The 23,437-nt window shown below is 43.3% G+C and carries 24 protein-coding genes and 2 pseudogenes; 15 read left to right on the forward strand and 11 right to left on the reverse strand.

The window, feature by feature from the left end:
* The first annotated feature begins 1 nt into the window (after nt 1).
* From AZ46_RS13400 to AZ46_RS13430, 8 genes are all read left to right on the forward strand, one after another.
* Nucleotides 2-796, forward strand: a complete 795-nt coding sequence (locus tag AZ46_RS13400) for an MBL fold metallo-hydrolase (protein ID WP_029282972.1) — start codon at nt 2-4, stop codon at nt 794-796.
* A 117-nt stretch (nt 797-913) separates the two neighbouring features.
* The gene (locus AZ46_RS13405; protein ID WP_029282974.1) at nt 914-2,131 is read left to right on the forward strand and encodes a S1C family serine protease; all 1,218 of its coding nucleotides are present in this window, start codon (nt 914-916) and stop codon (nt 2,129-2,131) included.
* Between the two features lie 199 nt (nt 2,132-2,330).
* Nucleotides 2,331-2,486 carry a CxxH/CxxC protein gene (locus tag AZ46_RS21575; protein WP_081414216.1) on the forward strand — a complete coding sequence of 52 codons (156 nt, stop codon included), beginning with the start codon at nt 2,331-2,333 and terminating at the stop codon, nt 2,484-2,486.
* Nucleotides 2,487-2,568: 82 nt separating this feature from the next.
* A complete protein-coding gene (rlmH, locus tag AZ46_RS13410; RefSeq protein WP_029282976.1) occupies nt 2,569-3,048 on the forward strand; it encodes a 23S rRNA (pseudouridine(1915)-N(3))-methyltransferase RlmH in 480 nt (159 codons plus the stop codon).
* A 112-nt stretch (nt 3,049-3,160) separates the two neighbouring features.
* Nucleotides 3,161-3,877 carry a hypothetical protein gene (locus AZ46_RS13415; protein ID WP_029282978.1) on the forward strand — a complete coding sequence of 239 codons (717 nt, stop codon included), beginning with the start codon at nt 3,161-3,163 and terminating at the stop codon, nt 3,875-3,877.
* 4 nt (nt 3,878-3,881) lie between these two features.
* The gene (locus AZ46_RS20995; protein WP_051827350.1) at nt 3,882-4,268 is read left to right on the forward strand and encodes a hypothetical protein; all 387 of its coding nucleotides are present in this window, start codon (nt 3,882-3,884) and stop codon (nt 4,266-4,268) included.
* The gene (locus AZ46_RS13425) at nt 4,225-4,548 is read left to right on the forward strand and encodes a hypothetical protein (protein WP_029282982.1); all 324 of its coding nucleotides are present in this window, start codon (nt 4,225-4,227) and stop codon (nt 4,546-4,548) included. Before AZ46_RS20995 ends, AZ46_RS13425 begins: the two co-directional genes overlap by 44 nt.
* 194 nt (nt 4,549-4,742) lie before the next feature.
* Complete coding sequence (locus AZ46_RS13430) at nt 4,743-5,615, forward strand: hypothetical protein (protein WP_029282984.1); 873 nt, start codon at nt 4,743-4,745, stop codon at nt 5,613-5,615.
* 338 nt (nt 5,616-5,953) lie between these two features.
* On the opposite strand, the pseudogene AZ46_RS13435 reads toward AZ46_RS13430, so the two are convergent.
* Nucleotides 5,954-6,391: pseudogene (locus tag AZ46_RS13435) on the reverse strand (ferritin-like domain-containing protein); the annotation flags it as partial.
* A 310-nt stretch (nt 6,392-6,701) separates the two neighbouring features.
* Between AZ46_RS13435 and AZ46_RS13440 the strand changes: the two are divergent.
* From AZ46_RS13440 to AZ46_RS13450, 3 genes are read left to right on the forward strand one after another with little or no spacing between them, the layout of a single operon-like run.
* Nucleotides 6,702-7,829 carry a GerAB/ArcD/ProY family transporter gene (locus tag AZ46_RS13440; RefSeq protein WP_029282988.1) on the forward strand — a complete coding sequence of 376 codons (1,128 nt, stop codon included), beginning with the start codon at nt 6,702-6,704 and terminating at the stop codon, nt 7,827-7,829.
* Nucleotides 7,795-9,252: a spore germination protein gene (locus tag AZ46_RS13445; protein WP_035319377.1), complete on the forward strand. Its 1,458-nt coding sequence runs from the start codon at nt 7,795-7,797 to the stop codon at nt 9,250-9,252. Before AZ46_RS13440 ends, AZ46_RS13445 begins: the two co-directional genes overlap by 35 nt.
* Complete coding sequence (locus AZ46_RS13450; RefSeq protein ID WP_029282991.1) at nt 9,252-10,412, forward strand: Ger(x)C family spore germination protein; 1,161 nt, start codon at nt 9,252-9,254, stop codon at nt 10,410-10,412. The genes AZ46_RS13445 and AZ46_RS13450 overlap by 1 nt, the downstream gene beginning before the upstream one ends.
* Nucleotides 10,413-10,601: 189 nt before the next feature.
* On the opposite strand, the gene AZ46_RS13455 is transcribed toward AZ46_RS13450, so the two are convergent.
* The 4 genes and pseudogenes from AZ46_RS13455 to AZ46_RS13460 all read right to left on the reverse strand — a co-directional run bounded on the left by AZ46_RS13455 (nt 10,602) and on the right by AZ46_RS13460 (nt 12,689).
* Nucleotides 10,602-11,318 (reverse strand): 3-ketoacyl-ACP reductase, encoded by a 717-nt coding sequence (locus AZ46_RS13455; RefSeq protein WP_029282993.1) that lies wholly within the window; start codon nt 11,316-11,318, stop codon nt 10,602-10,604.
* Nucleotides 11,319-11,388: 70 nt separating this feature from the next.
* Nucleotides 11,389-11,481, reverse strand: a pseudogene (locus AZ46_RS22355) (6-phospho-3-hexuloisomerase); the annotation flags it as partial.
* Complete coding sequence (locus AZ46_RS22080; protein ID WP_162472516.1) at nt 11,460-11,612, reverse strand: hypothetical protein; 153 nt, start codon at nt 11,610-11,612, stop codon at nt 11,460-11,462. The gene AZ46_RS22080 and the pseudogene AZ46_RS22355, both read right to left, overlap by 22 nt.
* A 111-nt stretch (nt 11,613-11,723) precedes the next feature.
* Nucleotides 11,724-12,689 carry a bile acid:sodium symporter family protein gene (locus tag AZ46_RS13460; protein WP_029282995.1) on the reverse strand — a complete coding sequence of 322 codons (966 nt, stop codon included), beginning with the start codon at nt 12,687-12,689 and terminating at the stop codon, nt 11,724-11,726.
* Between the two features lie 238 nt (nt 12,690-12,927).
* Between AZ46_RS13460 and AZ46_RS22260 the strand changes: the two genes are divergently transcribed.
* Entirely contained in the window at nt 12,928-13,662 is a 735-nt protein-coding gene (locus AZ46_RS22260; protein WP_051865538.1) for a hypothetical protein, read from the forward strand.
* Nucleotides 13,663-13,954: 292 nt separating this feature from the next.
* On the opposite strand, the gene AZ46_RS13475 is transcribed toward AZ46_RS22260, so the two are convergent.
* On the reverse strand, nt 13,955-15,166 hold the full coding sequence (locus tag AZ46_RS13475; protein ID WP_029282999.1) for an MFS transporter: 1,212 nt from the start codon (nt 15,164-15,166) through the stop codon (nt 13,955-13,957).
* A gap of 309 nt (nt 15,167-15,475) precedes the next feature.
* Here AZ46_RS13475 and AZ46_RS13480 point away from each other — a divergent pair, with 309 nt between their 5' ends.
* On the forward strand, nt 15,476-16,693 hold the full coding sequence (locus AZ46_RS13480) for a TerD family protein (RefSeq protein ID WP_029283001.1): 1,218 nt from the start codon (nt 15,476-15,478) through the stop codon (nt 16,691-16,693).
* 37 nt (nt 16,694-16,730) lie between these two features.
* Here the strand turns inward: AZ46_RS13480 and AZ46_RS13485 are convergent, their stop codons facing one another.
* The 4 genes from AZ46_RS13485 to AZ46_RS13500 form a co-directional block, all read right to left on the reverse strand.
* Nucleotides 16,731-17,966, reverse strand: a complete 1,236-nt coding sequence (locus AZ46_RS13485) for a pilus assembly PilX N-terminal domain-containing protein (protein WP_029283003.1) — start codon at nt 17,964-17,966, stop codon at nt 16,731-16,733.
* Between the two features lie 13 nt (nt 17,967-17,979).
* The gene (locus AZ46_RS21005) at nt 17,980-18,456 is read right to left on the reverse strand and encodes a PulJ/GspJ family protein (RefSeq protein WP_051865541.1); all 477 of its coding nucleotides are present in this window, start codon (nt 18,454-18,456) and stop codon (nt 17,980-17,982) included.
* A gap of 15 nt (nt 18,457-18,471) precedes the next feature.
* Nucleotides 18,472-18,945, reverse strand: coding sequence for a prepilin-type N-terminal cleavage/methylation domain-containing protein (locus AZ46_RS13495; protein ID WP_029283007.1), 474 nt, complete (start codon nt 18,943-18,945; stop codon nt 18,472-18,474).
* A 185-nt stretch (nt 18,946-19,130) separates the two neighbouring features.
* A complete protein-coding gene (locus AZ46_RS13500; protein ID WP_029283009.1) occupies nt 19,131-20,426 on the reverse strand; it encodes an MFS transporter in 1,296 nt (431 codons plus the stop codon).
* 121 nt (nt 20,427-20,547) lie between these two features.
* On the opposite strand from AZ46_RS13500, the gene AZ46_RS13505 reads away from it, so the two are divergent.
* Entirely contained in the window at nt 20,548-21,765 is a 1,218-nt protein-coding gene (locus tag AZ46_RS13505; protein WP_029283011.1) for a helix-turn-helix domain-containing protein, read from the forward strand.
* Nucleotides 21,766-21,826: 61 nt separating this feature from the next.
* On the opposite strand, the gene AZ46_RS13510 is transcribed toward AZ46_RS13505, so the two are convergent.
* Nucleotides 21,827-22,993, reverse strand: a complete 1,167-nt coding sequence (locus AZ46_RS13510; RefSeq protein ID WP_029283013.1) for a DUF418 domain-containing protein — start codon at nt 22,991-22,993, stop codon at nt 21,827-21,829.
* 252 nt (nt 22,994-23,245) lie between these two features.
* On the opposite strand from AZ46_RS13510, the gene AZ46_RS13515 reads away from it, so the two are divergent.
* Entirely contained in the window at nt 23,246-23,425 is a 180-nt protein-coding gene (locus AZ46_RS13515; protein WP_029283015.1) for a hypothetical protein, read from the forward strand.
* The last annotated feature ends 12 nt before the right edge of the window (nt 23,426-23,437 follow it).

The raw sequence follows: 23,437 nt of genomic DNA on the forward strand, positions 1-23,437 counted from the left end.
AATGAGTCTGCAATTCAGTGTTCTCGCAAGCGGAAGCACGGGAAATGCAACATATGTCGAAACAGATCAGCATTCGCTGCTCGTTGATGCCGGATTCAGCGGCAAGCAGATGGAAGCCCTGTTTCAGCAGATCGGAAGAAAAATCAATAAGCTGTCCGGGATACTCGTTACCCATGAGCACAGCGACCACATCAAAGGCCTCGGCATCCTGGCACGGAAGTACAATCTGCCTGTCTACGCCAACGAAAAAACGTGGCAGGCGATGGAAGGACTGATCGGTGCGATCCATCCCGACCAGAAATTCATCTTTGGGACCGGGACTGTTCAATCGTTCGGCGGAATTGACGTCGAATCGTTCGGCGTGTCCCATGATGCGGCCGAGCCGATGTTCTATACCTTTCACCACGAGGGGAAAAAGCTCGCCCTGATCACAGACACCGGCTATGTCAGCGACAGAATGAAAGGCATCATCCACAATGCGGATGCCTTCGTGTTCGAAAGCAACCATGACGTGGACATGCTGCGCATGGGCCACTATCCTTGGAGCGTCAAGCGCCGGATCCTGAGCGATGTCGGCCACGTTTCCAATGAAGACGCTGCGCTTGCCATGACCGATGTCATCGGCGACAACACAAAACGCATCTACCTTGCCCATCTCAGCAAAGACAACAACATGAAAGAGCTCGCACGCATGTCCGTCCAGCAGACGCTTGAAGGCAAAGGCTACATGCCGGGAGAGCAGTTCGACCTTTACGACACAGACCCGAAAACCCCCACCCCCCTTGTGCTTGTTTAGCACAGAACTTGGAGTTTTTTTGAAGATCCTTGGGTATACTGAATCTATATAACGTCCTGCAAAAGCTCCTGCTAAAAAGGAGCTTTCGCGCTACATAAAAGATGGGTGGGATAACCAATGGGGTACTATGATCAGGACTATGAACACTACAACCGGAAGCAAAAAGGCAACCGCGGCGGCAAATTTCTGCCCGGGCTGCTCGGCGCCATCCTTGGCGGCCTGCTCGTCCTTTTTTCCGTTCCGATCCTTGCCAACATGAACATCCTTCCGTACGACCTCGCACTCGGCGGGGACGAGGAAGAAACAGAGGACGAGACACCGAACTCGACCGTTCCGTCCCGGAACATCTCAGTAGATGTGAGCACGGCGGTCACAAAAGCCGTAGACAGCGTATCAAAAGCGGTTGTTGGGGTCGTCAACATCCAGGAAGCGGGATTCTGGAATGAAAAAGGCGAAGCCGGAACCGGATCTGGTGTCATCTACAAGAAAGAAGGCGGAAGTGCCTTCATCGTCACCAACTACCATGTTATTGAAGGAGCCACGCAAATCGAGCTCAGCCTGAGCGACGGCACCCGGATTCCTGCTGAAGTACTCGGCAGCGACGAGCTTATGGACCTTGCTGTTTTAAGATCTGAAAGCAAAGCCGTTGAGCAGGTAGCTGAATTTGCCAACTCAGATAATGTGAAGCCCGGCGAGCCGGTCATAGCCATCGGAAATCCGCTCGGCCTCCAGTTCTCGGGCTCTGTCACACAGGGCATCATCTCCGGCACAGAGCGCGCTATTCCGGTCGACTCGAACCAGGACGGAGAAGTCGACTGGAACGCGGAGGTCCTCCAGACAGACGCAGCCATCAACCCCGGCAACAGCGGCGGGGCGCTCGTCAACATCGACGGCAAGCTCATCGGCATCAACTCCATGAAAATCGCCGAATCAGCGGTAGAAGGAATTGGCCTCGCCATTCCGATCAACCTTGCTGTTCCAATCATCCAAGACCTGGAGAAATACGGCGAAGTCAGACGCCCGTTCCTTGGAATCGGCATGAGATCCTTGAATGAAGTCTCAAGCTACCACTGGGAGCAGACGCTCAAGCTGCCTGACAAAGTATTATCCGGCGTCGTCGTCATGAGCGTGAACCCGGTCTCCCCTGCAGGCCAGGCCGGGCTAAAGGAAATGGACGTCATCACCGAATTTGACGGACAGGAAATCAAAGACATCATTGACCTCCGCAAGCAGCTCTACAAACGGTCAGTCGGCGAAGAAATCGACATTACTTACTACCGCGAAGGCAAACAGAAATCAGTGAAGCTAAAGCTTGGAGAAGAACAGGAGGGGTAAACTTCTCCTGTTTTTTCTTTGAAGAGGAAACCAAAAAAAGAATTTACCACATTGATGTCCAGCTTCAGCGCCTAACTCCTCGGCCAGAACAAAATCCCCCAAAAAGTCAAAACCGGACTTTTCGTGTGATTTCTTATCTGTCTGTCGGAGCTAAACAGGCGCTTACGCTTTTCTTATTGTGGATAAAGGAGTAGTAAACATGAAATGCTGCGAAGAACACATTGAATTAGCGATAGATATGTACGTAGACGAGCACGAAACCGCTCCAGAAATCGAAAAAATCAGAGAAATTAACAAGTTATCCACATCCTGTGAATTGTGCACAAACCCTGCTGTATATATAGTGGGGAACTAATATTCGCACACTAAATGTGGATAAGTTGTACACAAATGTGGATAACATCTGTTGGTAATCTGAAACAAAGTGGGGATAGCCTGTGAACATCACAATTTGCACAATCGGCAAGCTAAAAGAAAAATACCTGAAACAAGGAATCGACGAATTCCTGAAGCGACTCACACCATACGCCAAAGTCGACATCATCGAACTCCCTGACGAAAAAGCACCCGAAAACCTCAGCGATTCCGAAATGGAAATGGTGAAACAAAAAGAAGGAGAACGCATCCTTTCAAAAATTTCCGATGACACCCATGTCATAGCGCTGGCGATCAAAGGGAAAATGAAATCATCCCAGGAGCTTGCAGCGGATCTCGACCGTCTTGCTACCTATGGAAAGAGTAAAGTGGCGTTTGTCATTGGCGGATCTCTTGGATTGAGTGATGAGGTGATGAAGAGAGCGAATGATACCCTGTCCTTTTCGAAAATGACGTTTCCGCATCAGTTGATGAGATTGATTTTGGTGGAGCAGGTGTATCGAGCTTTTAGGATTAATCGGGGGGAGCCGTATCATAAGTAAGTGCGGTTTTTAAATTTCACAATTAAATTTAGATAAAGAACAGTCTACCGAAATTAAATTGGTAGGCTGTTTTAATTTTAATTGGTATAATTTTCTATGGAGGGGTGTTTATATGGATTTTTTAACTTCAACAATATTGGCTGGGTTAGCCTGGGATGGTATTAAATATGCAGGCAATCTTACGTCGCAATACCTTAAAGGAAAATTGGAAGAGTGGATTATAGATGATAAACAATTAGAGACGATAGTTTCTAAGATTAATGAACTTCCTGATGCATATAAAAAGAATGAAAAGTTTTTAGGTTTAGCTATCCAAGAAGATGAAGATTTACAAGGAGTATTAAGAGAAATTCAATCTAAAAGTAATAATAGTGTTGAAATTAAGGATTCATTTATAGAAGGAAGTACCATTAATAATGCGATTGGTGGATCTACAATTAACAGTTCAACTACTAATAATTATTATGGTTCTCACTCAAATACTGAAAAAAAAACTAGGCTACAAGTAAAAGGTGAATTAGATTTACTTTTATCTGAAAACGCAGCAGTATTTAAAATGTATGGTCCTACACCAGAAAATACTGCTGATTTAACCACTAGAAAACATGAAGCATGGAGGAGTATGGCATTAAAGTTTATTGTGCCTAATAATGATAGGATAATCACCCTATTGAATGAAAATATAGACTTAATGAACTTTGAAGAAAAAATGATATTTATGGAATTCAAATTACATGCTGAAGGTTTTAAAGATAATCAAAATAGGAGCAATAGGATTGCAGAATACCCTAAGTTTCCGATTTCTATAAATAACATTCTAGGAGGGTAAAAAAATGGAGTATGGAGAAAGAGTTATAAATCCACTACCTCAAGGTGTAAGACAATTAGTTGAGAGACTATTAATAAAACCAACTGTAGAAGATGTAGATTATATTAATCATCAAATTTTAAAAGTTATTAGGAAAGCGCCACATGAAAATTTGATGATTTATGTTGTAGACGCATATGTTTTAGGAGAAGGAGATACATTTGAAATAATTAGGGATAATCCAACTATTGATACTATTCTAGTACTTAGTCTTTGGAATCAATATACATGTGATGCAAAGAATTTAGCTAAAGAACATGGAGTAGCTGTATTTACATACTCTGAATTAATGGGAGCTGTATATTACCATGGTAGAGCATTTTTGGATTACATGCCTCCAGAAAGAGATTAAAAAAAATAATAAACTACTTTTTTTAATAGAAAATGAACAAATGAGAATTTTTCTTTTTGGTTCAGCTAAAAATAATAAATCTCCAAATGATTTAGATTTACTACTAACATATAACAATGAAGTAATCTCTTTAGAAGAAATTTCTAAAATCAAAAAAGAATTAAAAACCTATTTTTATAGCTTAGATTTAGGTATTACAATAGACTTACTATTTTTATCTTATATAGAAGAAAGGCAAATAAGTTTTGTTAGAAAAGAATGCGCTTTAAAAATATATTAAAAAACCGCACTTACAAATATCACGGAGAGCCTTATAAGCCAGAATGTACAATGGAGATTAACATTATTAAAAATTAGCACGGAAGTATGGCAAATTTAAGTTGGATTTATCTTCTATATTCTTACCTTTATCTTTAACCTTTTATTTATGAGGTTAAAGATAAAGGTAATGAATGTGTTAAAGGATGATTTTAATTGTTAGGAGCAAAATTAGCTTATTTAATTTCGGAGCTTATTTCAAATATTGACCAAAACTGTAGAAACGATTTGACTGAGAAATTATTAGTGTCAGAAAGAGACTATGTTTCTCGACTTACCACCCATATTACATATCCGTTTGGCCCTTGGTTTCCAAAATTAGCTTATACAGTTGCCCAAACGTTGCCCCCAAACTTTGAACAAAAGTTTGGGGCTGATGCAGTATTAATCTTTAAATCAAATAATGTAGCCAAGATTGGAATGTTTGAATCTAAATGGCCTAGAGTAATTGTGAACCCAAGCTACAAATGGGATGATTTAAGGGATAAAGGGAAACCGAGTACAGTATTTAAATTATTTTCTCACTTTACAGACCAAATTATTAGACAGAATAATTGGACAAATGAAGTGGCAATATGGGAAATGTTTTTCTATGAAGGTATTCAGGGTACATATACCCATGGATTTAATCGTCGTGGATCTTCCTGTTTTTGGAGTGATGAGGCATTTAATTATGTAAAAAGTAATTGGGCACATTTTACACATAATTATTGGGAAATATCAGATTTAAATTATCTTTTTACAAATGGAGGAAGGAGGAAATACAGTGAGAATTTGCAAAAAATGGTCTATAAAATTTTACTTTGTGAAAAAGGGAAAAGACTCCCAATAGACATTTACAATTCTGAATGCAAGTTAAAAGGACGTGATGGTCGAGTAATTATTGTTCCGTTACCTATAATGTTTAATAAGAACAATGATAGCACTAAGGATAACATTAATAAAATAAATGATATTCACACCTTTATGTTAAGAAATGGTGTTTCATTCTACATATATATAGATTTAGATTTAATTTTTAATTCATAGAAAATATTAACCTATTTTCTTTCGCTGATATACCGTTGGTACGGTAAACTGTATGATAAATAAATTTATCTTTATTAAAAAAACGTACTAAAGAACACCCCGCTGTTCTTGGTACGTCTTTTATATTGTGTCTACCTTAGCACTTCTCACAACCCAACTCAGGAAAGTCAAAAGACTTGCAAAGAGTCCTTACCCACATTACATTCATTATCTCCCCTTAGCAACGAGTTTCTTACATAATATTAACCCCTTCGGCCACCATAAAAAAGTTTTTTCAACGCAAAAAAGATGCCTTCCCGTTATTTTGGAAAAGCACCCAAGGTAATTGCTTGGCCTCCTTAACCCCTCCCAACCCCTCTCTCAAAAGCAGCCAAATGATTAATTGAAGCATCCCGCAATTGAGTAAAAACCAGTCTTGCATCATTTGGGATATTGAACGTCAAGAATCTGTTGTACATGCCGATATTGTCGATTTCCCCTTGAACGCCAGCTGCATAGGCTGCTTTAATGTTTGGGGAAGTTGTCACGAATGACTGTGATGTGTCTTCAGGTAAAGGTACTTGATAGCGTTCAAAGAGTGGAAGTAATGCGCTTATGTGTCTCAGTTCTGCTTCTTTGATTCGGGCAAATGTAGGGATATATCCAAATGTTCCTAGAATATTGTTGTATCTTGCTTGAGCCAGATATTCATCCTGAAGTGCGTAAGTCAGCATTTGAGGAAAAGACAGCGTTGCTGCATTTAGTGCTCCTTTAGCACCGTAATTTTCGATTTGTCTATAAAGATTTGCATGACCTGTCCCGATGGGAGCATAATATCCATGAAAAAATGGAAGGCTGTTTGTTACATACACGGTGAGCATTTCCCTCCTATTGTCATTTTTAGGTTTAGCATATGTTTTCTAATCAGTATGGTGTAAGGACATCTTATGGTTTTATAACCAATTAAAACAAGACATTTATGTATGATTTTAGCGATGATAAAAGAAGAACCAAGAACATCCCAACGTTCTTGGTCCTTCTTTTTTACATAATAAACCACCCCTCCGGCAACCATAAAAAGGTAAATATGTACATATGGAGATGCCTATGCAAAGTCTAACGAAAATCCTTATACCGAGACAGCTGTTTACGCTCCTGATTTTATCCACTGGCCTTCTTAATCACGTGATCCTCATCCCGAATTTGCTTACGGCTTCAGGAAGGGACAGCTGGTTGAGTGTTCTTTTGTGCTGTCCGGTAGCCTTGTTTTTTTTGTGGCTTATTTACTACATTGTTAAAAATTGTCCGGATGAAGGTTTTTTCAGCATGGTTCAAAACCGGTTTGGCAAGGTATTCTCCGCCATTTTATCGCTTCCGGTCGTTCTTTTTTTGTTTTGCAGTTCGTATTTAACGTTTAAAGATCTTGTCATATGGCTGAACGCCTATTTTCTCGCGGATGCATCTATAGTTACGATCAATATCATGCTCATTATAGTCTGTTGTGCGGTTACTTGGGCTGGAATAAGGACGATGGCGATATCAAGCGGCTTCCTACTGCCGCTTGTGATGCTTTTTGGGATTTTCATAGCCATTACAAACACGAGCGTAAAGGACCCGCAGCTTTTGTTTCCTTTACTTGCAGATGGCTATGAGCCTGTGATAAAAGGAGGAATTTACACACTTTCAGGTTTGCTTGAAATCTATCTTGTCATCCTCCTGCAGCCATACTCCCAGGCACGGATCAAGTTTGGCCAGCTGTTTTTGCTGCTTGTCATATTGATTGGCTTGATTCTCGGTCCTCTTACCGCCTCCATTATGGAATTCGGGCCAACAGAAGCGGTCAACTTCCGCTATCCGGCCTATGAACAGTGGCGTATTCTGAAAATTGGGGAATACATTTCCCATCTTGATTTTTTTGCTTTGTATCAGTGGCTGAGCGGAGCTGTGATCCGGATAGGCTTGTTCATGTATTTGCTTGGTGCTTTTTTTGCAAAGAAAAAACACCATTACAGGCTGAATGCCAAGCTTGTTATCATCATGTATCTGCTCTTATTTGCCGCAATCATGATTGATGTGGACACCTATACCTTTTCTCAAGTCATTTTTCATTACTTTTTGCCGGCATGCATGGCATTCTTTTTTATCCAAATACTACTATCAGCTCTACTCATATTCGTAATCAAAAAAAGGGATGAAAAGCATGGCAATGATACTAGGATCGACTCCTCAGGGTGAGGAAAGCGTGGCACAGAAAGCAGCGGGGCTTAAGGGAAAATTCTCGAAAAGTCAGGATCTTGTCTGGAAGCAGCACGAAACGGATATCGGCAGCTTTGATCTCATTTATCTGGATACCTTAATTGACAGCCATTTTATGAATCAATCGATTCTGCCGAAGCTTGGAGGAGTTCATGAAGGAACGGTAGAGAAGACAATCAAGGCACGATTTCAGGCGGAGGATGTTACCTGTCAGTCGGCAGAAGAGCTGTCTCAGCTGCTTTTTGAAGGCAACGTGCTGTTTCTTAGTAAAGAGAGGTTTTTAAGCATTCAAGCAGGGGATTTCCCGAAACGGCTGCCTGAGGAATCGTCGTTGGAAACATCCATCAGAGGGCCAAAGGATGGATTTGTAGAAGATATCAGAACAAACATCTCCCTGATCAGAAGACGGCTTAATACAACTTCCCTTTGCCTTGAGAAGTTTACAATCGGAAAAAGAAGCAATACAAAAGTGGCCCTCATGTACCTGGGTGATGTCATTGATCCAAACGTTCTCGAAGAAGTTCGTAAACGATTGAATGGGGTTGAACTTGATCTTTTAACAAGTATTTATGAATTAGAATCCGCCATACGGGATACTCCTTATTCCGTCTTTCCTACTATGGACTATACGGGGAGGCCGGACTTTATTGTACAGTCCATGAACCAGGGCAGATTTGCCCTTTTAGTCGATGGGAATCCTACAGTCTCCTATGCGCCGATTAATTTGCTGCTGCAGACGAAATCTCCTGAAGACACGTATATCAACTATGCTTATGTGTCATTGGAGAGAATCATCAGAGTGATTGGCATTACGGTATCCGGCTTTTTGCCGAGCATCTGGATTGCATTCTCTGCCTTTAACATTGAGCAGATCCCCTATCTTCTTGTGGCAACCATCTCTGTCTCACGGTTCGGCCTGCCTTTATCGGCACCCATTGAAATGTTTGTCATTCTTTTTCTGTTTGAACTGTTCAATGAAGCAGGAGTGCGTCTGCCGCGCGCAATCGGACAGACGGTTGCTGTTCTTGGGGGCTTGATTGTGGGGGATGCTGCAATCAGGGCAGGCCTGACCTCGCCGACTATGCTTGTCGTTGCGGCCATCACCTATATTTCCTCTTTTACACTGGTGAATCAATCGCTTAGTTCTGCCATCACCATCATCAGATTCGGCGCCATCTTTCTTAGTACCTTCCTGGGATTGTTCGGTGTAGTGTTAGGGTTTATTCTAACGGTCTTTTATTTTTCTACCCTGACATCCTTTGGCACGCCATACTTCGGTTCGCTGGCTCCTATCAGTTTAAAAGAGGGCATCAAGTCATTCCTTAGGGCTCCCATCCAATTTTATAAATCACGAACCTCCTCCACTAGCCCAAACGATTCCACAAGGGGAGACCAGTCATAATGGGCAAGGTTAAAATACTCATACTAAGCTGTGTCCTATTTCTTACAGGGTGTTCAGGGATAAAGAATATCCAGGATTTAACCTATATTGTGGCAATCGGGATGGACTTTGATGAGGCAGAGGAAGAGTATGTCGTTTACCTTCAGGGGCTAAATTTTGCCAATGTTGCCAAGCAGGAAGGCGCAAAATCGGTTGATCCAATACCGATCTTTATCGCCAAGGCAAGAGGAGAAACCCTGAATATGGCCGTAAGCAAGCTCTACGGGAAATCCGAACCGCCCTTATACTTCGGCCATGTGAATACGCTGCTGTTAACGAACCGTCTCATACAAAGCAAGGCCAGTGAAGTACTGGAGGAAGTCGGAAGAAACCGTTCCCTGCGGCCGACCATGAAAGTATTCTCAACAGAGGAAAAAATTGAGGATGTCTTCAATATACCGGCACTTTTCAACTATCCTGCTATTTACACCGTTCTTTTTAAGGCGAAGATCAATCAGATGGCAGAAAATGAATTAAAAGCAATTACCATGATGAAATTCCTGCGGGACTATTATGAACCGATGGGAACGGCAAAAATCCCGACTGTAAAAATTGATAAAAGCAGCTGGAAGGCCAATCAGGACTATCCGGTCTTGTATCTCGATGGATTTTCTACTTTTCAGCACCAGGCTTATAAGGAAGACATTCCTTTGGAGCATGCGGTCATCATTAATTGGCTGACAGAAAAGGGAATTTCTATGAATCAGAGGGCCGAAAAAGAGGGAAAGCTTGCAGCTGCAGTCAAGCTCGGGGAGCCGAAGATGAAAATCAAGTATGATGAAACGGCAGAAAAACCGAAGTTTTCCATAGAAATTTCCGTCAGTGCGGATCTCCTGGAAAAAATACAAAAGAACCTCACATTGAATTCATTGAAAAGGCAGGTAGAAGAAGATATCAAAGCAAAGGTTGAATCCATCTACTATGAAGGGGTGGAAAACGAGCTTGATATCCTGAATGCAGGAGGGAAATGGTACAGAAAGCACCCGAAGCAGTTTCAAAGATTAAAGGAAAACCACACCTTTTATCTTGATCAGGAATCTCTCACAGAGGTGAAAGTCAACGTGCAAATCCTGCATTTCAACAGCTATAAATTCAACAGGGGTATAGACGGGGGACTATAAGAATCACAGTGAATGAAGCGCCGTGTCTTTTAGTAAGAAAATCAATAACAGAATTGATACAGATCCGTAAAGGCTGTGTATGCTGTTTCAGTTCAAGGGTGACATTGGCATGATAGAAGGATAAATAGATAAAGGATAGATCAAAACAGAAATACTCTGTTCATCTATCCTTTATTTAATATACCTATTTTATGGATTCGTCGACCATAACCCTGCTGTTTTTACGAATACTCTGCGGTTTAGTTTTAATCCGGAAACAAGGAGTTCAGCCAGATCCTCTGGATGCATGACCCTTTCCGGATCTCCATTGATCAGGTTGGCATCATAGGCTAAATCAGTGGCTACTGTGCTTGGAGTTAGTGCTGTCACACGGATATTGTGTTTGCGTACTTCCAGCATTAAGGATTCAGTCAACCCTAATACTGCGAATTTTGACGCGCTGTAGGCGCTGGTGACAGGTGCTCCTTTTTGACCGGCAGAGGATGAGATATTCACGATATCGCCTGTTTTTCTTTCGATCATTTCAGGGAGAACAGCCCGTGTGACATTGTAGACGCCCATTACATTTACACGTATTATTTTTTCCCATTCTTCGGGTGATAACTCTAGAAAACCGCCGAATTGAGCAATTCCTGCATTGTTGATGAGAATGTCGATGGATCCAAGTTCGGATTTGATGTGCTCGACAGCCTGTGTGACGGATTCAAGGTCAGCAACGTCACCAGATGCGATTGAAACCTTGATATCGTATTCCTGTAATTCGGTTTTCACTTTTTCAAGGTTGTCCGGGTTCAGTCCCAGCAGCCCGAGGTTTACGCCTTCTTTAGCCAAAGCGATGGCAGTGGATCGCCCAATGCCTCTTCCTGCTCCTGTAATTAATGCTGCTTTTCCTTTTATTGAAGCCATAACGATTCACTCCCAGTAAAGAAAATAAGGCAGAGACAAAAAGTTATCTCTGCCTAAGAGGTTATCACATCTATTCCAAATTGGCATGTTTGCCGTACATTTTATCGGTATCCAATCCTTTTTTCTCTATATACCGCAAGATCACCGTATTATAAAAAAGTAAGGAAGCACGAGAACCGTCCCGTTGCTTCCCGGCCAAATCTTCTTTTGGTATGACTCATGAAGACGTTCAATGATAAGCTCGTTCGTCACATCCGATATGAATTCAGTCTTTGTTGCTTCGTATATGATCAAATCAGTGCCACCTCTTTGGGGTTATATGGAATATATTGTAGCATTTTATTTGAGATGACAGGGAACTGATTTTAAAGGAACTACCATCCTCCAATAGGAGAATGGCTGATTTCATAACGATACCTCCTGCTTAGGAACTCCCTCTTCCTCAACATTTCCCATCCTCGCTAAGATATTAGCCAAAATGGAACCTGAAATATTATGCCAGACACTAAAGATCGCGCTTGGTACAGCTGCCAGCGGGGAGAAGTGAGCGGTTGCAAGCTGAGCACCTAAACCAGAGTTTTGCATGCCCACTTCAATGGAAGTGGTTTTAACCTTGGACAGATCCATTCGAAGAAGTTTAGCGAAGGTGAATCCGAGTAGATAGCCAAGTAAATTATGCAGCACCACGACACCGAAGATTGCGAGTCCGGTCTGTGCAATCTGTTCCTGACTGTTGGATACGACAGCTGCTACGATGGCTATAATAGCTACAGCTGAGACCAGGGGCAATACTTTCACGCTCGCTTCGGCCTGTCTGTTGAAGAACCGTTTTACTAGCAGTCCAAAAGCTATTGGGATGATGACGACATTCACGATCGAGATAAATAGGGAGACGGGGCTGACTTCAATCCATTCGCTCGCGAACAATAGAATGAGTGCAGGTGTCACGATTGGTGCGAGTACTGTTGTTATTGCTGTAGCCGATACTGATAAGGGAACATCACCTTTAGCCAGGAAGGTCATGACGTTAGAGGACGTTCCGCCAGGACAACAGCCTACAAGAATCACACCCACAGCTACTTCTGGAGGCAATTGCAGCCCTTTTGCCAAAACAAAAGCAAGCAGCGGCATGATTAAGAACTGTGCCACTACAACTGCCATAACCTCAAATGGCCGTTTTGCTACGCCTTTAAAATCGCTTGCTGACAAAGTCAAACCCATACCAAACATAATGATTCCGAGCAGCGGGGTAATAAACGGAACAATCCACGTGAATCCTGCCGGAAGTATAAAAGCTACGACCGCAAACAAAATGACCCAATAAGCAAAGGTAATTGATACAAACTGACTAAATCTTTCTAACGTTTTCATTCCCCACATCCTCATTCACTGTTTGTGAGATTGTATAACACCTTTTAAAAAAATTCAATATTTCAATTTTTTAGATAAGTGAATCGTAAAAAACGTTCTACTGCAAGGGTAGTCTGTGATCTATTAAATAATTTATCTGTTCATCTCGAGATATGTCGTAAAGGTAGTCCTTTTTAACTATGATTCTGGTAAAATGAATGGGATTTGTATAAATGACTAAAGGTAAGGGGATAAAATTTTGAATATCATATTTAAGTTTTTGAAAAAGAGATGGACATACGTAATAACCGTAATAATTGCGCTTACTGTTGGATCATTCATTGGACCTTCTCAGGAACAATTGAATATTGCTGGTGCGAAAATAACCGGTTTGGAAGAACAGCTTGGTGAGAAAACTAAAGCAGAGAAAGTCTTGGAAGAGAAGATTGAAAGCTTAGAGCACCAAGTAGATGAAGCTGCACCTTGGTTTAAAGAACAAGAAGAAGCAAAAGCCAAAGCAGAGGCTGAAGCAGAAGCGAAAGCAAAAGCCGAAGCAGAAGCGAAAGCCAAAGCCGAAGCAGAAGCGAAAGCCAAAGCAGAAGCAGCGGAACAAGAGGCGAAACTACAAGCTGAGGCTGAGTCTAAAGAGGAAGATGAGCTATTGGATGAACTGGAGATACCAGGGGGAGAAATAAATGAAGATGGAATAAAAGAAATTGTCGATAACCACTTGGGTGGCGAATTTTCTTTTGAAAATGGAGAGATAAAGGCAATAGCTGACATATCAGGATATGATATAGGCTCTCCAGAAGATGTGGCAGTATCCAGTTATGCTAATTTATCGGATGAGCTCTTATTCTATACCGGCTGGGAAACTCTCACTGTTACTTTTATAAATGTGGGCACCGTTAGCATGAATCGCAGTGAGAAAGAAACAAATGAATATGGGGATTACTTTCCAACAATGGAGATAGAGGAAAGGCTCAATTACTAGGGGATTGGTTTAAAAAGGATTGGAAATGAGTTTACATAAAAAGGACCTGAATTAAAGGTCTTTTTTTGGGGGGATTTACGAAAAGTCAAGGGCGGTTCTCGTGCTTTTCTTTAATTGGACCCATGGAAAAGAACCGTCCTGTTGCTTCGCACGGTATAAATTCAAACAGAGTATAGACGGGTAATTGAAAGGAACAACTTGTCAGCTTAGCAAGTATATGCAGGGAATCAACTAAAAAGAAGTACCAAAGAACACTCAATGTTCATGGTACTTCTTTTAAATTTATAATCCTTCAACCAGTTCGCAGCTCTTCCCTTACTACCTGTTTCTGCTTCTGGTCCAAACGATAGCTCAGGAAAGTCAGCAGACTTGCGGCGACGGCAACAATTCCTCCTACCCACGTTACATTCATCAACTCTCCTTGATGATAAACGATTCCGCCCAGTGCGGAGCCAAATGCGATGCCGACGTTGCTTGCGACAGGCATGAGGGATGCTGCAAGGCCTGTTGCTTTTGGCTGGTAGATGCCGGCAAGGTCGATCAGGTAAAGCTGAGTGGATGTGGTTAACAAGATGGCCATCAGGGACATGAGGCCGATGTTAATCAAACCGAGCGTGAACTGATTGGTTGTCCAGTAGAGGTTGATCAGGACAAGGGCCTGGATGAGAAAGACAAATCTGAGTCGTCCAATGGCGTTGCGGCTCGCGATTTTGCCGGCGAGTATGTTGCTGAAAATCGAGATGAATCCGTAGCCGAACAGGATCAGGCTGATGGAGCCGCCCGGTGCTTCCATCTCCTTCAGGATTGGGACGAGATACGTGAAGACAACATATGTTGCTCCAAATCCAAGAGACGGAATGAAAAATGCCATTAGAATTCTCGGGTGCGTCAATAATGAGAATTGGTCACGCATCGAGCTTCGGGCTTGCTTCTGCAGGTCAGGTAAGACGAAGAATGCCGCTAAAAAGGCGATTCCCCCGAGAAGCGTCGTCAGCATAAACGTTGCATTCCAGTTGAACCAGCCAGCGACAAGCGTACCAAGAGGAACGCCGACTACGTTCGCAAGGGTAAACCCGCCAAACACAAAGGAGATGGCAAGGCTGCGTTTTGCTGCCGGCATCGTTTCACTGGCAACCATCATAGCAAGCGAGATCAGGACCCCTGTTACAATGGCCGTCAGCATGCGGAGCCCAAGGAGCAGGAGGTAGTTTGATGAAATGATGCACAAAGCATTCAGAATGATGAACGCTCCGATTAAAAACAGCATCCATTTTCGCTTTGAAAAATGGCTTGTTGTTGACATGACGATAGGTGTGGCAATGGCAAACGTGATTGCAAAGGCGGACACAAGAGTGCCTGCCTTTGAATTTGTAATTCCGAGACTCGAGGAAATGTCTGTCAGAATTCCGACGATGACAAATTCGCTTGTTCCGAGGACAAATGTTAATAAAGATAGTGTTAAAATAAGCAGCCAGTGGCGATTAGTCAGTTCTGTAGTGTTCATAATGACCTTCCTTCATAGGTGAACTTGCGCAATAAACAATTTAATTATGATAACACAGAAGCGCTTTGCGAACGGTATAAAACGTTTGGTAATTGTTTGGTGGAATCGCTCCTTACATAGTTCAATAGTTTAATAGGAATTCATTGAGAGGCTGCTGCACGGCAGTTCTTTTTTGTGATCTAGTCATTTTCACCCGCATCATTTCAATAAAATGGTATAATTTACAGTGAAATAATAGACAAGCAAGCTGTACGCAGAAGACTTTTTCTGCGGTGATGATAGATGAATAGAAACAAGGGGTGGTCACAAATGAACGCAATGCTTCAAATGGGCGGGAATACGGTATTAAGCTCTCCAAAAGGATATGTAACAGTGAGTTTTGACCGGTCAAATACAATCGACATTTCGTTAACAGCCTTTCTGTTAACAGATACAGATAAAGTGCAGGGAGACAGCGGGATTATCTTTTACAATCAGCCAAATGGCCCTGCCGGTGTTGCGACGCTGCTGCCGTCTGAGAATGCAGGGAATACGGTCATACATAACCTTCAGTTTGATTTGAGCAAAGCTCCTGCCGGAATCAGCAAGATTGCCATTACGCTGACAGAAGACAACCACACAGGGTTTGCGAATGTGCGGAATTTAAAGGCACAGGTGCGCTCGGGTGATACGGTGATCGAGTTAACACCTTCAAGTTTTTCAAAGGAAAATGGGATCGTGGTGCTGGAGCTGTATGTGCGAAATGGCCAGACAAAGGCGAAGTCCATCTGGCGCGGCTTTGTTTCGGGCCTTGATGGTCTATGCAGGAATTTCGGTGTGGAAGTGGAGCCGGAGGAGCAAACCGCGCCTCCAAAAGCTGTTCAAGCTCCGCCCGTTAAAGAACCTGTAAAGGCGCCGCCTGCTCCTGAGAAAAAAATCGTTCTTGAGAAGGTAAAGGGCAAGATCAATCTGGACAAGGGCCAGAAGTCGATTATGATTGAAAAGACGCCGGAAATCACGGCTACGGTGTCCTGGAAGACCGGAACGGATTATGATATCTATGCGCTCGTTTACACGAAGGACGGCAGGCAAGTCGATGTGGCAATGTTCGGTGCTGCAGGTGTACCTCCGCTCAAGAAGTTCGCAGGCGGAGCCGTGGAGCACATGGGAGATGTCGGGCGCAACAGCTTTTCAACAAAGAAAGAGGTCATTAAATTAAGGCTGACAAACGACATCCTTGCCGTCGTACCTATCGTTTACTCTGCCCAGTCCAATGGGACAGGTTCTTTTTACAGATACAAGGTGTCGATGAGCATCGATAACCACAGCGGAACCTCCGTTACGATTTCCGCCAAGAATGCCAATGACAACGACCGGATTTATACGTGCGTGCCTGGAATTCTCCATAATACCCCGGACGGCGTGATTATCAGCCCGCTTGAGCTGTACAGCTTACCAAACTCAGAGTACAGACCAATGCTTAGAATGGGCGCTGACAATATGGTTGAGGTTGTGATGGATGCTGGGCCGATCAATAATTATAAATAAAAGACGTACATGAAAAAACGGACTTGCCGGTTTGAGGCTAGTCCGTTTTTGGGTTATAAATCACCACAGGTTTTTCTTCTAATAGAGGGTTAATGATCGTACCGTTAATGTTCAGGAATGCCGTTCCGCCTGTGTTCGAGCCTCCCATGCAGCTGTTCTGGTAGGCTGAGGGATTTGATTTCTTTGAATAAACTCCTTCGTAAGCTGCCTTGCTAGACGGAGTGATGGTCCCATCTACACAAACTTTCGTGAGGTTATCACGGTTTTTGAAAGAAAAATCTTTGAGGTCTGCATCACCGGTTATGTAGATGCTTGAATTGACGGGCTTCATGATTTGATCATCCAATCTGGCGTTGCCGACAATCACAATCTGTGAATAAGTAAAACCGTTTGGATTAAACTTCCCGATTGTGGTTGGGTTATTGCTGTCTGTACTGTAAATGACCAGTGTGGAACGGGACACAGCATGAGACAGATGCTGAAAATTGGCCCCGTTGTTGAACACAATAAATGAATTGGAGATTCCATTCATCTTTGGAATGCCTGCAGGCGGCAGGTTTGTTGTGCAGGTTGCCGTCGTGTTGTTCCTTCCAAAATCAGCCGTGGTGCACTGCCTCAAATTTTTGCCGGGAATGCTGTCCAAAATGCTTTTGTACAGGGGTGCAGATGTCGGCGCAGTGGAAATGCTTATGCTGCCGGTGTTAACTGAATAGGAAAAGGAATACACTGCATCTAAAGTTTTTTCAGGCTTTTGCTTTTGATTGTGATAGCCCTCACTCGTAAAACGGATCTCGAAACACTGTGAACTTGTCGGAACGTTCGATTTGCATGTAACCTGTATGATCCCACTGGAGTTGATTTTAATCTTAAAGGAGTTATTTGAACCAACTGTTTTATCCGGAAGGTACCCGTTTGCCGAGTACAGAGAAGGATCAGCTTTATAAAGGCTGTTTAACGTAGTTGGAAACTGAGCTTTAAAGCTCTGAATCAGCTGATCTTTAGTTGCTGTTGCAGAAAACAGGCTGTTCATGAGCGTGTTCTGTGCAGCTGTATCAAGAAGGTGCTGGCTTAGAAACTCCTTGAGCTGAGTTTTATAATAGACGACTCCCATTTCAGCGATATCCGTCTGTTTGACGTCGAATTCAGACTTGCTGACCTGCTTCATGTTATTGATGGAAGCGGCCATGACGGCCAAACCTAAAATAGTAAACATCGTCATGATCAATAGTACAGCAACGAGGGTCATCCCCCGTTCATTCTTTAGATTCGGCACGTGTATTCCCTCCCTATAGCCTGGAAATAATGGTTTTTATCTCATAAGTTTGATTCGGCTGCTTTTTGCTGGTAATGATGATGTGTATGTAGAAGGGCTTTGATGTTTGAATGGTTGTTGAAGCAGGAAGAGGAACGTCGCGTCCTCCCTGGTAATTGTACAGGGAATAGACATAGTTCTCATTAGATAGTTCTGCGGTTCGGACAATTTTCCCGGACGCGTCCTTTCCTATAAGCTTTATGGTGTTTGCGGCAGGATTATGGTCAGCAACAAGCTCATATGATGTCAAAGTCTCGTGTGATTTGGTGATGGTTGTTAAAAAAAGATTCATTTCCTGCTGGATGGATACCTGCTCTTCCGATTTTTTCGAGTAGTTGATCCCGTTTAGCAAAACACTTGATACGAGAGTGCCGACAATCGAAAGAATGACCAGTACGGCAAGAAGTTCAATAAGGGTAAACCCGTCATTTTTTTGGAGGTGTGTGCGCATCCTGTTTCCTCGCTTTTAGTTTTCGAAGTACGTATACGTTTCTGATACTAGCTTTGCGTCCTTTTTAACCTGGACGTGCAGTTCGGACAGGGACAGATCTACGTTGGGGTCACCCGTTGTATCGACGGTGACGACCACAGTGAAGGTTTGATTCGTCGTGGTTAATGTCAAAAGGCCGCTGTTATCCTGAATGTCCTGCGTTACATGCAAATCGGGGTAGCTGGATTTTGAAATGGTTGTCGCGGCTGATGTTCTGGAATAGGCAATGAGGTTCTTCAATGCCAGATTTTTGTCCGGATCTTCTTTAAAATCCTTCTGTACTTCCCTCGCAATATTGGCAGCATTCATCTTATCCGCTGAAACCCCGTTATACTGAGCAGAGTTAATAAAAAAATACATAAAGCTTACCAAAATAATCGATAGAATGGCTATCGAACTGATCAGTTCAATTAAGGTAACTCCCTTTTCGCTTTTCATAAATTTAAACATGCAATCACCCGCTGCTGTCATTTTGGGTATAATTTACTATTTTTATATCTTCCATCTATTATTATACATTATTTTCTAAAGGATAGTTTCATATTAAGGACAAATAAGGACAAATTTTTCCACTTTATAGATAAAAAGACCTGACCCCCGGCGCTTTAATGCGCTGAGGGTCAGGTCCCTGTTTTTTACACAGCTGTCCCTGCTTCAGACAGCACTCTCTTTTCCTCGCCGAGCTCCGGATGCACCTTCTTTACAACGCTCGGTCTTGCCAGGGTGACAACCACTCCGAGCAGGATTGCTGCTGAGGCAAGCAGGATGTACTGGCCCGGTACGGCGTCGTATAGGAATCCGAATAGGATCATTCCGAGCGGCATGAGGGCCATGGCCATCGTTTCGATCAGGGAAAAAACGCGGCCTTTGTAGTCGTCTTCGATCATTTTCTGCATCATGACCTGAATAGGTGTGTTGATGATGATGATCATGGCGCCGAAGCTGAACATGAGAATCATATAAAAGGTGAAGATGGTCCAGTAGGACAAATCAATCATTAGCGGCAGCGATGTGGCTCCGAGGATGAAGCCAATGGCAAAGATACCGCGCTTTGAGACGAGAAACGGATACTTGACTTCTTTTCGGACTGAAAAGTAAATTGATAGGACAAGCATGCCGGCGGCGAAGGCTCCCTGGGTGAATCCGAAATGCTGTGATGCCAGGTTTAGTTTCTCAATTAGGACGTAGGAGTAGCCTACCTCAAAGGCGCCAAACAGGAAATTGACGATGAGACAGAGCCAGATCATAGTCATGAGCACCTGCTTAGTTTTCAAATAACTTACGCCTGCTTTCATGCTTTGCCACATGGTTTCTTTTGGCTTTCCTTCGGTTTTGCGCTTTGCAAAAAGGGTGAAATTCATGGTGGATTCAAGAAGTACGGCTGCGATGGAAGCGGCGATGTAGATGATCAGAAAAGTCTCCATTGAAACGGCTCCATATAACAATCCTCCTGCTGCCGGGCTGCCGATGGCGGCGAAGGACATGGCGATCTGGTTGAGTGACATGGCCCGCTGGATGCGTGCTTCGTCGACTAAGCCGGTGATGGAGGACGAGAACGTGACGGAAGAAAAAGTGGATGCGATGGCAAGGATGCAAGTTGTAATGTAGATGGCGGTCAATGAAAGTCCGTGTGTCAGGCTTACGAAAAGAAGTCCGCTGATAGCAAGGGTGGTTGAGATCTGTGCGAGGATGACGATTTTTTTCCTTGAATATTTGTCTGCTATATATCCTGCAAATGGTGAAATCAGCGTCCGGGGCAGAATGTTGCAAAGCAGGTTTGCGGCGAAGCTTGTGGCCGATCCCGTAATCTGCAGGATGTGGAAGCTGATGGCAAAGGCATACACCTGTGCGCCGAACGTTGAGATGAGCTTGCTGATGGTGAAGGTGAACAAATGGTAGGTCGCCATTTTTAATTTTCTTATTTCATCCATTAAAAACCCTCCAAGTATCAAAAGTTTAATTTAATTAAACAAATTATACCGCACTCTGCTCTTCCATTTCAAGCAAAAGTTTAATAAAATTAAACTAATTAGAAAAATTGGGGTGTTAACCATGATTGGCGAACGAATACGAAAGCTGCGGAAGCAGAAAAAACTGACACTTGCAGAGCTTGCGGGATCCGAACTTACTAAAGGGATGCTCAGCCTGATCGAGAACAATAAAGCGAATCCGTCCATGGAGAGCCTGGCCTATATCGCGAAGCGGCTTGAGGTGGATGTGTCACAGCTTGTGAATGAAGTGAATGTGGTTGAGCTGAGAGAGGTGCTTGATGAGGCAGAGAGAATATACAGCGCGAACAAGGAAGATCCGGGCGATAAGTATGAGAAACTTATTCAGCTAATTGAGCCTCATGTCCATAAACTCAATCAGGGCTATGAAGCGGCAAGGCTGCTGGAACTGTACGGCCGCAGCATGTGCAGCGAGAAAAAAGAGTGGAAGGGTTCAATTGACAAAGCGACCGCGCTTTATGAACAGATGAATTTGACACAAAAGAGGGCGAGCACGGGTCTGTTCCGGAGCATTGTCCATTTTATAGGGCACCATTACGAAAAGGCGCTGGAGGTGCTGCTTTTTGAGCGGAAAGAAATCGAAAAAAGGTTTGCCTATATTGACCCGATCACAAGGCTTGATCTCGATTATCATGAAGCCATCATGCACTTTGCAGTCGGCGATACCATGTCTGCAAAACGCGTGATGAATGAGGCGATCGCCTTTTCAAAAGAAAATAAAATGTATTACCTGATTGATGATTTGTACCGGATGGCAGCTGCTTCGGCCCTGATGGCTGAGGATACAGAGCTGTATACCTACTACATCATGAAATTGAAGCAGTACGCTGAATTCTCGGAAGATGAAGGCTCCTGGCTCAGCTATCAGCTGTTTCAAATTGAATCTTTCATTTTGGTCAAGCATGATTACAGGGCGGCGCTTGATCTGATCAATCCGTACTTGGAGAAGGCAGAAACTGGCCTGAAATTCAAAGAATGGTTCTTCCTCCAAAAGGGGAAAGCCCTGCATGGCCTCGGGGAATATGAAGAAGCCATCCGCTATTTGGATCTGGCGGAAGTTCCGCCTTATCATCACCACCCGTTTGATTTGTCCCAGTTTTACTTGAGGGATACGTACAAAGCCATGTGCTATAAGAAGCTGGGGGATTCAGCAAAAGCTTTAGCGGCGGCAAGTACAGCGGTGGAGCGGTTTGAGGGAATGCCGGATTCGCCGTATAAGGAATTTAGCAGGAAGACGTATGCGGAGCTCGGCGGGAAGTAAAAGTCAGCAGTAAAAAACAAAAACCACCGGGCTTCAATTGCCTCCGTGTGGTTTTTTCTGCTTATTTTTTATACACCAGTCTGCTTAACAAAACCTCCATAGGACCGTTAAGATTCTGTTTCTCCAAGATATTGGCCAGCAGGACTGAAAAAAGCCAGACTAAAACAGCAATCACAGCAGCCATTCCGTTACTTACCTTTCCTCCCAAATCAAGTGCTGCTGGCGATAAAAGAAGGACAAGCATCGCTTCATTCCAAATATAGAAGGTTAAGGAACGTTTTCCCAGAGCCGCTAATGAAAAGGTGAATCGTCCCGGAACGACTAATTTTGCCCCGATGATTCCAAATAGCGAGGCATAAGCGAGTCCTCCGGCAATTCCTGTTAAAATGTGCAATCCGTTCATGATACCGGCTGTAAAGAATCCAGGCTGCCAGACAGTTCCTAAAAGAGATAATGGGAGAGCGCCTGCCAGCGAGACAGATAATCCTGCAAAGGTCATGACATAGAGTGTTTTTAGCCGCTGCTCCGGTTCTGTTAACAAGCGATATTTCGCCATCCACATGCCAAGCAGAACGGACGGAAGAATCGGGAACATGATATATATCAATAAAGGAGTAATCGGAAATGAAAGCAGCGCAGCAAAAGCAGTGTCAAGGTAGGTATCTGCGGCTGAAACCTCAGGGGGGAAACCATAGCTACCGATTTCCTGCATATTAAAGCCCCATGCGATCGGTACTGTCGCCGCGTAAAACAATGTAATAAAAACAAAGGTTCTGATTAAAGTTTTTATTTTGCGTTTCAAAAGCCCGCAGACGATAAGTCCGGCTATCCCATAGGCCATAAGGATATCCTGTCCTCCAATGATGACGGCCAGGAAAACACCGAATAAAATCAAATACCAGGAACGGCGCCGTATCGTCTTAATGGCAGCTTTTTCTGTTTTTCCTCTAGAGAGCTGACTTTCATATGCCAAAACAAATCCATAGCCAAGCAAAACGGCAAACATCGCCCTTGCGCGGTTATCAATCAGGAAAAGGCCGATGAGATTCACAATTTGATCAAAGGAATTGACAGCCTCAACTCTTTGCATGATTCCGGGTTCAGAGGTGTACAAGTATAGCGGGGCATGAGCAAGTGCAATCAGCAGCAGCATAGCACCTCTTGCAAGATCAAGTGATAGAGCGCGCTTTGCTCTTCCGTCTTTTTGGGAATTAGATGGAGCATTCATAGTGTCTTCTCCTTATTTAGAACAATTATTAACCTATGGCTGGCTTAGGATCATGCACACGTCTTAATATGTCTAGTTACGGTGCTCCCTGCCCTTCCGAAACTTATTGCTTCGATGGTTGTACTGGAAATACGTTTCTGTGCGGTGAAAGTTTCACATATTCAAGTTGCTGAAACTTTAAATTGTTCTGGTTTTCAGGTTGGGCTATTCCGCTGTTACTAGTATAATTATGGTAAAGAGGTGAGCGGATCAATGAAGAAAAACTATACAGTTATGTTTATTATGCTTTTTACAGCATCTATTACGGGCGGAATGGCGGCAAAGGATTTGTTTAAGTATTCACCGATAGCGGGCTGGGGGATGGGAATGCTATTCCTTTTGTGTGCAGCATATTTCGCCGGAAAGAATGAAAAGAAATCAGGGTCACAGTAAAATGGTTGTGGC

The organism is Metabacillus indicus LMG 22858, from assembly GCF_000708755.2.
GTDB classification, from domain to species: Bacteria; Bacillota; Bacilli; order Bacillales; family Bacillaceae; genus Bacillus_P; species Bacillus_P indicus.